This window comes from Roseococcus thiosulfatophilus (assembly GCF_017311575.1).
Lineage (GTDB): Bacteria > Pseudomonadota > Alphaproteobacteria > Acetobacterales > Acetobacteraceae > Roseococcus > Roseococcus thiosulfatophilus.
The window spans coordinates 38,865-50,685 of sequence record NZ_JAFFQY010000006.1; the positions used below are offsets into that span (position 1 = coordinate 38,865).

9 protein-coding genes are annotated in these 11,821 nt (G+C 70.4%); all 9 read left to right on the forward strand.

The genetic code is table 11. The features are described from left to right. Window positions 1-148 precede the first annotated feature (148 nt). The 9 genes from pehA to JTN19_RS03950 are packed head-to-tail and all read left to right on the forward strand — an operon-like array spanning window position 149 to window position 11,750. Window positions 149-1,714: a phosphoric/sulfuric ester hydrolase PehA gene (gene pehA / locus JTN19_RS03910; RefSeq protein WP_206930600.1), complete on the forward strand. Its 1,566-nt coding sequence runs from the start codon at window positions 149-151 to the stop codon at window positions 1,712-1,714. Window positions 1,715-1,731: 17 nt separating this feature from the next. Then, complete coding sequence (locus tag JTN19_RS03915) at window positions 1,732-3,342, forward strand: ABC transporter substrate-binding protein (protein WP_206930601.1); 1,611 nt, start codon at window positions 1,732-1,734, stop codon at window positions 3,340-3,342. Window positions 3,343-3,344: 2 nt separating this feature from the next. After that, window positions 3,345-4,901, forward strand: coding sequence for an ABC transporter substrate-binding protein (locus JTN19_RS03920; RefSeq protein WP_206930602.1), 1,557 nt, complete (start codon window positions 3,345-3,347; stop codon window positions 4,899-4,901). Between the two features lie 4 nt (window positions 4,902-4,905). Beyond that, complete coding sequence (locus JTN19_RS03925; RefSeq protein WP_206930603.1) at window positions 4,906-6,504, forward strand: ABC transporter substrate-binding protein; 1,599 nt, start codon at window positions 4,906-4,908, stop codon at window positions 6,502-6,504. Then, a complete protein-coding gene (locus tag JTN19_RS03930; protein WP_206930604.1) occupies window positions 6,501-7,481 on the forward strand; it encodes an ABC transporter ATP-binding protein in 981 nt (326 codons plus the stop codon). Before JTN19_RS03925 ends, JTN19_RS03930 begins: the two co-directional genes overlap by 4 nt. Continuing rightward, entirely contained in the window at window positions 7,478-8,482 is a 1,005-nt protein-coding gene (locus JTN19_RS03935; RefSeq protein ID WP_206930605.1) for an ABC transporter ATP-binding protein, read from the forward strand. The genes JTN19_RS03930 and JTN19_RS03935 overlap by 4 nt, the downstream gene beginning before the upstream one ends. Beyond that, entirely contained in the window at window positions 8,483-9,418 is a 936-nt protein-coding gene (locus JTN19_RS03940; protein ID WP_206930606.1) for an ABC transporter permease, read from the forward strand. An 18-nt stretch (window positions 9,419-9,436) separates the two neighbouring features. Beyond that, the gene (locus tag JTN19_RS03945; RefSeq protein ID WP_242530844.1) at window positions 9,437-10,300 is read left to right on the forward strand and encodes an ABC transporter permease; all 864 of its coding nucleotides are present in this window, start codon (window positions 9,437-9,439) and stop codon (window positions 10,298-10,300) included. A 22-nt stretch (window positions 10,301-10,322) separates the two neighbouring features. After that, window positions 10,323-11,750, forward strand: coding sequence for an alkaline phosphatase family protein (locus JTN19_RS03950; RefSeq protein ID WP_206930608.1), 1,428 nt, complete (start codon window positions 10,323-10,325; stop codon window positions 11,748-11,750). The last annotated feature ends 71 nt before the right edge of the window (window positions 11,751-11,821 follow it).

Consider the following 11,821-nt stretch of genomic DNA (forward strand, 5'->3'; position numbering starts at 1 on the left):
TCGTCGCGCAGGCCAGGCCATTGCCAAGATTGAGTTTGAGTGCATTCGGCACCGCCGCGCATTGTCACGGAACCTCCGTCGCTCCGTCACGCAGCTGTGGCCAGACAGCGGCTAACGCTCCGCCCCGACGAACGGGGAATGACGAAGCATGGCGCGGCGGAAGAATGTGTTGCTCATCGTGGTGGACCAGTGGCGGGCGGACTTCATTCCCCACCTGGGCGCGGGCTTCCTGCGAACGCCCAACCTGGACCGTCTGTGCCGCGAGGGCGTCACCTTCCGCAACCACGTCACCAACACCGTGCCCTGCGGCCCGGCGCGCGCGTCGCTGCTGACAGGCCTCTATTTGATGAACCACCGCGCGGTGCAAAACACCGTGCCGCTCGATGCGCGCCACTTCAACCTGGGCAAGGCGCTGCGCCTCATCGGCTATGATCCGGCGCTGATCGGCTACACCACCACCACGCCCGACCCCCGCACCACGGGTCCGCGCGACCCACGCTTCACCACGCTGGGCGACCTGATGGACGGGTTCCGCAGCGTGGGCGCCTTCGAGCCATCCATGGACGGCTACTTCGGCTGGCTGGCGCACAAGGGCTACACCCTGCCCGAGCCGCGCGAGAACATCTGGCTTCCTGAAGGAATGGACGCCGAACCCGGCGTCACCGCCCTGCCCTGCCGCATCCCGCGCGAGCTGTCGGACAGCGCCTACTTCACCGAACGCGCCCTGACCTACCTGAAGGGTCGCGGCAAGCGCCCCTGGTTCCTGCACCTGGGCTACTATCGCCCGCACCCGCCCTTCATCGCGCCCGCGCCCTACAACGCGATGTATTCGCCGGACGAGATGCCAGCGCCCATCCGACGCGGAACCTGGCAGGAGGAAGCGGCGCAGCACCCGCTGCTCGACCACTACCTGCGCCATGTCGCGCAGGGCTCCTTCTTCCGCGGTGCGGAGGGGGCGGCGAACCAGCTCGACGAAGCCGCCATCCGCCAGATGCGCGCCACCTATTGCGGCCTCATCACCGAGATCGACGACTGCCTGGGCCAGGTCTTCGCCTATCTGGATGAGACGGGCCAGTGGGAGGAGACGATGGTGATCTTCACCTCCGACCACGGCGAGCAACTGGGCGACCACTGGCTGCTGGGCAAGATCGGCTATCACGACGAGAGCTTCCGCATCCCGCTGGTCATCAAGGACGCCGGCCACAACGCCCGCGCGGGCGAGGTCGAGGCCGCCTTCACCGAGAGCGTGGACGTGATGCCCACCATCCTCGCGGCACTGGGCGGCGAGATCCCACGCGCCTCGGACGGCCACGACCTGATGCCGCTGATACACCGCGCGCCACCGCAGGATTGGCGGCGCTTCGCCTTCACCGAATACGACTTCCGTGACGTCTTCTACTCGCGCCCCGAGACTTCGCTGGGCCTCGCCATGGATGATTGCGCGCTCTGCGCCATCCAGGATGGGACGCGGAAGTATGTGCACTTCTCGGGCCTGCCGCCGCTCTTCTTCGATCTCGAGCGTGACCCGCACATGTTCGAGAACCTGGCCGACAAGCCCGAATACGCGGCCGAGGTGCGCGACTGGGCGCAGCGCGCCCTCTCCCACCGCATGCGGCACGCCGAACGCACGCTGACCCATTTCCGCGCCACCCCCTCGGGCCTCGAGGAACGCGGCACCCCTTCCCGCCCCGCGCTGCCGCTGGCCGCGCAGTGACCAGGAGAGACACCGCCATGCTGAACCGCCGCTCGCTGCTGATCGCGCCGCCCGCGCTGCTGGCCGCCCCCGCGCTGGGCCAGTCCGACCAGCGCCCCTCCATCACCATCGCGGTCCAGAAGATCGTGAACTCCAACACGCTGGAGGTGCTGCGCGAGCAGTCCAATGTGGGCGAGCGCGTCTTCTACTCCTCGCTGTGGGAGGGGCTGATCGGGCGCAACTGGATGGGCAACCTCGAAAGCGTGCCCGGCCTCGCCACCGAATGGCGCCGCATTGACGACCGCACGGTGGAACTCGACCTGCGCGAGGGCGTGCGCTTCCACAATGGCGATGTGATGACGGCCGAGGACGTGGCCTTCACCTTCGGCCGCGAACGCATGTTCGGCGGGGAGGCCAACGCCAATACGCCGCTGTTCCAGCAGATCCCGGCCGCCGGCCGTGGCGGGCGTGAGCCGCCGCCGGAGGTGCCCGCCGTGGCACGCCGCATCTGGCCCGCGCTGGAGCGCGTGGAGATCGTGAACCCGCACCGCGTGCGCTTCGTCAACCGCACGCCCGACGTGACGCTGGAAGGGCGCCTCGCGCGCTATGGCAGCGACATCATCTCGCGCCGTGGCTTCAGCGAGGCCGCCACCTGGCTCGACTGGGCGCGCAAGCCCATCACCACCGGTCCCTACATGGTCGCGGAATTCCGCCCCGACGTGTCGCTGACGCTGGTGGCGCATGACGACTACTGGGGCGGCCGCCCGCCGCTGCGGCAGATCCGCTTCGTGGAGGTGCCCGAGGTCTCCTCGCGCATCAACGGCCTGCTCTCCGGCGAGTACCACTTCGCCTGCGACATCCCGCCCGACCAGATCCAGGGCATCGAGCGCAACCGGACCTTCGAGGTGCAGGGCGGCACCATCCTGAACCACCGCCTGACGGTGTTCGACAAGAACCACCCGACGCTCGCCGATGCCCGCGTGCGCCGCGCGCTGACGCATTCCATTGACCGCCAGGCCATCGTGGACAGCCTCTGGGCCGGCCGCACCGTGGTGCCCAAGGGCCTGCAATGGGAATACTACGGCGACATGTTCCACGCCGACTGGTCGGTGCCGCGCTTCGACCTGGCGGAGGCCCGCCGCCTGCTGCGCGAGGCCAACTACCGCGGCGATCCCATCCCCTACCGCCTGCTGGCCGGCTATTACACGAACCAGAACGCCACCGCGCAGATCCTGGTCGAGATGTGGCGCGCCGCCGGGCTGAACGTGCAGATCCAGACGGTGGAAAACTGGGCGCAGATCTTCGACCGCAGCACGCCCCGCGCCATCCGCGACTGGTCCAACTCGGCGCCGTTCAACGACCCCGTCTCCTCGCTGGTGAACCAGCACGGACCGCGCGGCCAGCAGCAGCAGGTCGGCGAGTGGACGAATGAGGAGTTCAACCGCCTCTCGGGCGAGCTGGAGACCAGCACCGACCGCGCCCGCCGGCGCGTGGTGTTCCGCCGCATGCTGGAAATCGCGGAGCGCGAGGACCCAGCCTTCACCGTGCTTCACCAGAACGCGACCTTCACCGCGAAGCGCCGCGACATCCGCTGGAAGGCGAGCCCCGCCTTTGCCATGGACTTCCGTCCCGGCAATTGGGGGGCCTGAGCATGCGGCGCCGCGATCTCGCCCTGCTGCCCGCACTGGGGCTCGCCGCCCCGGCCGTGGCCCAGTCCGACAGTCGGCCCCAGGTAACGGTGGCGGTGCAAAACATCAGCACCTCCAACACCCTGGAGATGCTGCGTGAGCAGTCCAACGTCGGCACGCGCATCTTCCGCAACTTCGTGGAACCGCTGGTGGACACGGACTGGAATGGCGACATGTCGCTCATTCCTGGTCTTGCCACCGGCTGGCGCCGCATCAGCAACCGCGTGGTGGAGTTCGACCTGCGCGAGGGCGTCACCTTCCACGACGGCCAGCCGTTCACGGCCGATGACGTGGCCTTCTCCTTCGGCCCGGAGCGCATGTGGGGCGGTGGCGCGCGCGAGGTGCCGCCCGCCGTGGTGCAGAACGCCCGCCGCGCCTTCCCTGGCTTCGAGCGCATCGAGGTGCTGGGCCCGCACCGCATCCGCCTGCACAGCAGCGTGCCCGACATCATCCTGGAAGGGCGGATGGCACGCAGCATCGCCGTCATCGCGCCGCGCGGCGCCTTCATGGCCTCGTCCGGCTGGATGGACTGGGCGCGCCACCCGGTCGGCACCGGACCCTACCGCGTGGCCGAGCACCGCCCGGACCAGATGCTGACCCTGGAGGCCCATGACGCGCATTGGCAGGGCCGCCCGCCCATCCGCCGCCTGCGCTTCGCCGAGGTGCCGGAAGTGTCGTCCCGCCTGAACATGCTCTTCTCGGGCGAGGTGCAGTTCGCGAGCGACATTCCCCCCGACCAGATCAGCTCCGTTGAGAGTGACAGGCGCTTCGAGGTGGTGGGAGGCCCCATCAACAACAGCCGCTACCTGTTGTTCAACAAGTCGCACCCGGTACTGGCCAATGCGCTGGTGCGCCGCGCCATGTCCCACGCCATTGATCGCGAGGCCATCATCGCCGCCCTCTGGTCCGGCCGCACCAGCGTGCCCCGCGGGCTGCAATGGGAATTCTACGGCGACATGTACCTGCGCGACATCGAGGTGCCACGCTTTGACCCCGCCGAGGCCCGCCGCCTGCTGCGCGAGGCCGGCTATCGCGGCCAGCCCATCCCCTACCGCGTGCTGAACAACTACTACACCAACCAGACCGCCACCGCGCAGATCATGACCGAGGGCTGGCGCGCGCTGGGCCTCAACATCCAGATGCAGATGGTCGAGAACTGGAGCCAGATCCTGGCGGGCGAACCCGAGACGCGCGGGGTGCACGACTGGTCGGCCTCGGCCGTGGTACCGGACCCCTCGGTGCAGATGTCGGGCAGCTGGGGCCGCACCGGCGCCCCCTGGCTGCGCAACCAGTGGCGCAACGAGGAATTCGGCGACCTGGCCGCGGAGCTGGAAACCAGCATGGACCAGCAACGCCGCCGCGTGGTGTGGCGCCGCATGCTCGAAATCATCGAGCGCGAGGACCCCGGCTACGTCGTGCTTCACCGCAATGCGAGCTTCACCGCCAAGCGCCGCGACATCGAATGGCGCGCCTCGCAGAGCTTCTTCATGGATTTCCGCGCCACGAACTGGAGGGCCTGACCCCATGCGCCGTCGCGACCTTGCCCTGCTGCCCGCAATCGGCCTCGCCGCCCCCGCGCTGGCGCAGTCCGACCAGCGCCCCACCGTGACGGTGGCCGTGCAGAAGATCTCCAACTCCAACACGCTGGAGACACCGCGGGAGCAGTCCAATGTGGGCTTCCGCATCTCCACCCTCTACGCCGAAAGCCTGATCGGCACGAACTGGACGGGCGACATGGGCCAGGTGCCCGAACTCGCCTCCGCCTGGCGCCGCGTGGATGATCGCACGGTTGAGTTCGACCTGCGCCAGGGCGTCAAGATGCATGACGGCCGCACCATGTCGGCCGAGGATGTGCAGTTCTCGCTGGCGGGTGCGCGCCTCTTCGGCAGCGGCGAGGGCCGCACGCGCGGCGGCATCACGGCCGGCCAGGACGGCCTCGAACCCCAGCCCGAGGTCATCGCCACCGCCCGCCGTACCTTCCCCGGCCTGGAGCGCGTCGAGATCGTGCGCGAGGGCGTGGTGCGCTTCATCAACCGCACGCCCGATGTCACGATCGAAGGGCGGGTGGCGCAGAATGTGGGCGTGATCCTCTCGCGCGCGGCCTTCGAGGCGGCGGGCAACTGGCTCGCCTGGGCGCGGCAGCCGGTGGGCACCGGCCCCTATCGCGTGGTGGAGTTCCGCCCCGACCAGTCATTGACCTTCGAAGCGCATGACGATTATTGGGGCGGGCGCCCGCCGGCGCGGCGCGTCCGCATCCTGGAGGTGCCGGAGGTCTCCTCGCGCATCAACGCGCTGATCTCGGGTGAGGTGGATTTCGCCACCGACATCCCGCCCGACCAGGTTGCGGCCGTCGAGCGCAACGCGCGCTTCGAGGTGCTGGGCAGCCCCATCAACAATATCCGCCTGATCGTCTTCGACCAGAACCACGCGATGTTGCGCAACCCGCTGGTGCGCCGCGCCATGACGCACGCCATTGACCGCCGCGCCATCGTGGAGGCGCTCTGGGCCGGCCGCACCGAGATCCCGCGCGGCATGCAGCTTGAGTTCTTTGGCGACATGTATCTGCGCGAGTGGGACAACCCCCGCTTCGACCTGGCCGAGGCGCGGCGCCTGCTGCGCGAGGCCAACTATCGCGGCGAGCCCATCCCCTATCGCTGCCTGAACAACTACTACATCAACCAGACCGCCACCGCGCAGGTGATGGTGGAGATGTGGCGGGCCGCGGGCCTGAACGTCCAGCTCCAGATGATGGAGAACTGGTCGCAGATCCAGGAGCCGGGCCCCACGCGTGGCGTGCGCGACTGGTCCAACACCCATGTCTTCAGCGACCCCGTGGGTTCGCTGGCGCGCGCCATGGGCCCCGGCGGGCCGCTCCAGCGCAACCGCGAATGGACGAATGAGGAGTTCAACCGCCTCTCGGTCGAGCTGGAGGGCAGCACCGACCGCGCCCGTCGCCGCGTGGTGTTCCAGCGCATGCTGGCGATCATCGAGCGCGAGGACCCCGGCTACATGGTGCTGCACACGGCAGCCACCTTCGTGGCCAAGCGGCGCGACATCCAATGGAAGGCGTCGCGCGGCTGGCCGCTCGACTTCCGCGCCGGCAACCTGGCCTTCCCGGCATGACGGCGCCGCTGGTTTCGCTCCGCGACCTGCATGTCAGCTTCGACGGGCAGCCCGCGCTGCGCGGCATTGACCTCGACCTGGCGCGCGGCGAGGCGCTGGGGCTGGTGGGCGAGTCCGGCTGCGGGAAGTCCGTGACCTGGCTTGCCGCGCTGGGCCTTTTGCCCGGCAAGGCCCGCGTCACCGGCAGCGTAAAGCTGGACGGGCAGGAACTGCTTGGCGCGCCGCCCGCCACGCTGGAGCGCGTGCGCGGCGGCCGTGTGGCCATGATCTTCCAGGACCCGGCCAGCAGCCTCAACCCCGTGCACCGCGTGGGCACGCAGATCATGGAGGCCCTGGCGCTGCACCGGGGCATCACGGGCGCGGCGGCGCGGGCCGAGGCGCGGCGCCTGCTCGACCTGGTAGGCATCCCTGACGCCGCGCGCCGCATTGATGCCTACCCGCACGAATTTTCCGGCGGGCAGAACCAGCGCGCGATGATCGCGATGGCGCTGGCCGGCGACCCCGAGATGCTGGTGGCCGACGAACCTACCACGGCGCTGGACGTCACCATCCAGGCGCAGATCCTGGAACTGCTGCGCGCGCTGCGGCGCGAGCGGAACATGGCCCTGGTGCTGATCAGCCATGACCTTGGCGTGGTCGCGGACAGCTGCGAGCGCGTGGCGGTCATGTATGCCGGCCGTATCGTGGAGGAAGCACCCGTCGAGCGCCTCTTCGACGGCCCCGCCCACCCCTATGCCCAGGGGCTGCTGGGTGCGCTGCCGCCGCTGGATGGCGCGCGCCGGCGCCTCTCGGCCATTCCGGGCGGCGTGCCGGAGCCCTGGGCCATGCCCAAGGGTTGCGCCTTCGCCCCGCGCTGCCCCGCCCGCATGGGCGCCTGCGAGGCGGAGATGCCAAGTGATGTCCCCGTGGGCCCCGCGCACCGGGCGGCCTGCCTGCGCGTGGCACCGGCGCGGATGACCGCGATGCAGCACGCATGAGCGCCCTGCTCGAAGCCCGCGGCGTCTCGCGCAGCTACCGGCTGCGGCGCGGCATATTGGGCGGGAGCGTGGAGGTCCGCGCGGTGGACCATGTCTCCCTGACCATTGAACGCGGCCGCACGCTTGGCCTTGTTGGTGAGTCGGGTTGCGGCAAGTCCACCACCGGGCGGCTGGCACTCGGGCTCGAACGCCCTGACAGCGGCGAGGTCCGCTTCGACGGCACGCCCATGCCCAGCCCCAACTCCGCCGAATGGCGCCGCAGCCGCGCGCGCATGCAGATGGTGTTCCAGGACCCGCTGGGCGCGCTCGACCGCCGCCTGCCCATCGGCGCGCAGGTGGCCGAGCCGCTGGAAATCCATGGCCTCGACAACGCGCGCGTGATCCCGCTGCTGGAAAGCGTGGGGCTGCGGCGTGACCATGCGGCCCGCTACCCGCATGAACTCTCCGGCGGGCAGCGGCAGCGCGCCGTGTTGGCCCGCGCGCTCGCCACCGATCCGGCCTTCCTGGTCTGCGACGAACCGATCAGCGCGCTGGACGTCTCCATCCAGGCGCAGGTGATGAACCTGCTCACCGACATCCAGGCCGAGCGCGGGGTGGGCATGCTGTTCATCAGCCATGACCTTCGCGCCGTGCGCCAGGTGAGCCACCGCGTCGCCGTGATGTATCTCGGCCGCATCGTGGAGGAGGGCGAGCCGGATGCCGTGCTGCACCGTCCCGCCCACCCCTACAGCCGGGCCCTCGTCTCGGCCATTCCGCAGCCGCGGCGGGCGGGGGCGAGGTTCGCGCCGCGCATCGTGCTGCAGGGCGACCCGCCCAACCCGGCGGACCGGCCCTCCGGCTGCGCCTTCCATCCCCGCTGCGCCTTCGCCACCGACATCTGCCGCGCCGTGGTGCCGGAACTCGCCCCACGCGCCAGCGATGGCCGCACCGTCGCCTGCCACCGCGCGGATGACGACCTCCCGGCCGAGGCCTGGACCACGCCCCTCGAAAGGGTCGCCTGAATGCTGCGCTTCACCGCCACGCGCCTGGTGCGCGCGGCCATCACCATCGTGATGGTCGTCACCTTCGCCTTTGTCGTGCTGCGCCTCTCGGGCGACCCGGCGCAGATCATCATGGGCGCCGATGCGCCGCCCGAGGCGGTGGATGCCTTCCGCACCGCCTGGGGTCTCGATGAGCCGCTCTGGGTGCAATACATCTCCTATTTCGGCGCCATCTTCTCGGGCGATCTCGGGCGCTCCATGCGCGACGGGCGCGAGGCCATCGTGCTGGTGCTGGAGCGCATCCCGGCCACGCTGGCGCTGACCGTGCCGGCGCTGGTCATCAAGCTGGCGCTGGGCATCCCGGCGGGCATCCTGGCGGCCCTCTATCGCAACTCGGCGCTGGACCGGGCGGTGATGATGTTCGCGGTGGCGGGCTTCACCATCCCCTCCTTCGTGCTGGGGCTGCTGCTGGTGCTGCTCTTCGCCGTGCAACTGGGCTGGCTGCCCTCGGGCGGGCAGGAGAGCTGGCGCCATGCCATCCTGCCGGTGATCACGCTGGGCATCGGCGGGGCGGCGGCGCTGGCCCGCTTCACCCGCAGCGCGATGCTGGAGGTGCTGGGCCAGCCCTATATCCGCACGGCCTCGGCCAAGGGCGTGGCCTGGCGGCGCGTGGTCGCCAACCACGCCCTGCCCAACGCCGCCATCCCGACTGTCACCATCATCGGCTTCATGTTCGGTTCGCTGATCGCGGGCGCGGTGGTGGTGGAGAGCGTCTTTTCCTGGCCCGGCGTGGGCCGGCTGCTGGTGACGGCCGTCGCCAACCGCGACCTCGCGGTGGTGCAGTGCATCCTGCTGCTCGTGGCGATGACCATGATCACCGCCAACCTGGTGGTGGACCTGCTCTACGGCGTGCTGGACCCGCGGCTGCGCGGCGGCGCGCGCAAGGCGGAGGCCTGAGCCATGCCCGAAGCCCCCATGAGCGAAGTCGCCCTCGGCGCGCCGCCTGCCCGCAAGCGCGAACTGCCCCCGCCGCTGGTCATGTTCGGCCTGATCTGGATCGGGCTGATGCTGGTGGTGGCGCTGGCAGCCGACCTTATCAGCCCCTTCGCCTACACGGCGCTGGACCTTCGCAACCGCCTCTCCCCGCCCGTCTTCATGGGTGGCGACTGGCTGCATCCGCTCGGGACCGATGAGCTGGGCCGCGACGTCCTCTCGCGGCTGATCTACTCCATCCGCACCAGCCTCATCATTGCCTTCGGCGCCACCATCGTGGGCGCGGTGCTGGGAACCACGCTGGGCTTCCTGGCCGCGCATTTCCGTGGGATCGTGGAGAATGCGGTGATGGCATTGGTGGATTTTTCCGCCTCCATCCCTTTCCTGATCCTGGCGCTGGCGGTGCTGGCCTTCTTCGGAAACTCCATGCTGCTCTTCGTCCTGCTGCTGGGGCTGCATGCGTGGGAACGCTATGCGCGCATCGCGCGGGGCCTCGCCATCTCGGCCTCGGCGCAGGGCTATGCGGGGGCGGTGCGGCAATTGGGGGCGCGGCCGCTGCGCGTCTATGGGCGGCACATCCTGCCCAACATCGCCTCCACGCTCATCGTCTCCATGACACTGGCCTTCCCGGAGGTGATCCTGCTGGAAAGCGGCCTCTCCTTCCTGGGCCTCGGCGTGCAGCCGCCGGCCACCTCGCTCGGCAACATGGTGGGCTTCGGACGCGAGTATCTGACCCGCGCGCCCTGGATCCTGCTGGCGCCGGCCGTCGTCATCGTGCTGACCACGCTCTCCGTCTCCCTGATCGGGGATTGGCTGCGCGACCGGCTGGACCCCACACTGCGCTGAGAAGATGCGCGAGGAACGCCTGATGAAACGCTGCCTCATGGTCGCCCTGGATGGGCTGCGGCCGGACATGGTCAATGCCGCCAATACGCCCCACCTCGCGGCCCTGGCGGCGCGCGGCACGCGCTTCGCCAATGCGCGCAGCGTCTTCCCCTCGGAGACGCGGGTGGCCACGCCTTCCCTCATCACCGGCTGCCGGCCGGGCGGGCATGGCATGGTGGCGAACACGCTGTTCGACGCCTCCGTGGCGCCGGACCGGCTGCTGCGGACCAAGCTGGTCGAGGACGTGCTGGCCATGGCCGCGGGCGGCGAGACGCCGCTGCAACGCCCGAGCCTGGGCGAGCGCCTGGCCCGGCAGGGCAAGACCTTCGCCCTGGTCAGTGCCGGCACGGCCGGGGCCGCGCGGCTGCTGCACCCCGCGGCCGAGCGCCTGCGCAGCTTCCGCTGGAATGTCGAGGACACGGAAGGCGCCACCGCCGCCGAGGTGCGCGACGCGCTGGGCGCCACGCCCCCGCACGGCACGCCCAACACGGCTCGGGTGGAATTCGCGGGCCGCGTGTTGCTCGAACACGTCCTGCCGCGCCACCGGCCGGATGTGGCGCTGATCTGGCTCTCCGAACCGGATGTGGCGTTTCACTGGGCCGGCCTGGGTTCCGAAGCGACGCTGGAGGCCCTGCGCGCGGCGGATGCCGTGCTGGGTCGCATCATCGCCTGGCGCGATGTGCAGCCCGATGCGGCGGAGATCGGCCTCATCGTGCTGTCCGACCACGGCCATGTCACCGGCCACGGGAAGATGTCGCTGCGCGAGGAACTCCGCCGCGCGGGCTTCCGCGCCGGCACGGGCATGGCGGCGGATGTGGATGTGGTGGTGGCCCCCGCCTCGGCCCCCGGGCTGTGGCTGCGGGACGCGGCGCTCGCCCCGCAGATCGCGGATTACCTTGCGACCCAGTCCTGGGCCGGGCCGCTGCTGGCGCGCGACTCTGGCATCCTGGCCCCGGGCCGCGCCCTGCCGCTCTCGCTGCTCGGCAGCGCGCATGCGCGCAGCGCCGACCTCGTCGTCACCTTCGCGGGCGATGAAGGCCCCGACCATTGGGGCCTGCCTGGCCGCGCGCCCTTCGACGCGCCCGATGTGCCCGATGGCGGCGGCATGCATGGCGGCCTGCACCGCGCAGAACTCGCCACCGTGCTGGTGATGCAGGGCGGCGCCTTTGGTGCGGGCGTGGTGGCCGAGGAGCCCGCGGACCTCACCGACATCGCGCCCACCCTGCTGCACGGCATGGGCCTATCGGGCGAGGGCATGGAGGGACGCGCGCTGCGCGCCGCCTTCCGTGCCGCCGATGATGCGCCGCCACGGCGCGAGACGCTCGAAGCGCCGGGCGGCTTCGTGCTGGAGGCGATGCGCGCGGAGGAAGGTGGACGCCTCTACCCCACCGCGCTGCGCCGCGCCGGGTGAGGCCCCCGCCGGGTTGACTCGCGCGGCCGCCGCGTGACTACCATCCTGCCCAATCAACGGGTTCGGGAGAG

Coding starts and splice junctions, on each gene's coding strand:
- JTN19_RS03930 (WP_206930604.1), top strand. CDS start 6,501: ATGACGGCGCCGCTGGTTTCGCTCCGCGACCTGCATGTCAGCTTCGAC.
- pehA (WP_206930600.1), top strand. CDS start 149: ATGGCGCGGCGGAAGAATGTGTTGCTCATCGTGGTGGACCAGTGGCGG.
- JTN19_RS03950 (WP_206930608.1), top strand. CDS start 10,323: ATGAAACGCTGCCTCATGGTCGCCCTGGATGGGCTGCGGCCGGACATG.
- JTN19_RS03935 (WP_206930605.1), top strand. CDS start 7,478: ATGAGCGCCCTGCTCGAAGCCCGCGGCGTCTCGCGCAGCTACCGGCTG.
- JTN19_RS03940 (WP_206930606.1), top strand. CDS start 8,483: ATGCTGCGCTTCACCGCCACGCGCCTGGTGCGCGCGGCCATCACCATC.
- JTN19_RS03945 (WP_242530844.1), top strand. CDS start 9,437: ATGAGCGAAGTCGCCCTCGGCGCGCCGCCTGCCCGCAAGCGCGAACTG.
- JTN19_RS03925 (WP_206930603.1), top strand. CDS start 4,906: ATGCGCCGTCGCGACCTTGCCCTGCTGCCCGCAATCGGCCTCGCCGCC.
- JTN19_RS03915 (WP_206930601.1), top strand. CDS start 1,732: ATGCTGAACCGCCGCTCGCTGCTGATCGCGCCGCCCGCGCTGCTGGCC.
- JTN19_RS03920 (WP_206930602.1), top strand. CDS start 3,345: ATGCGGCGCCGCGATCTCGCCCTGCTGCCCGCACTGGGGCTCGCCGCC.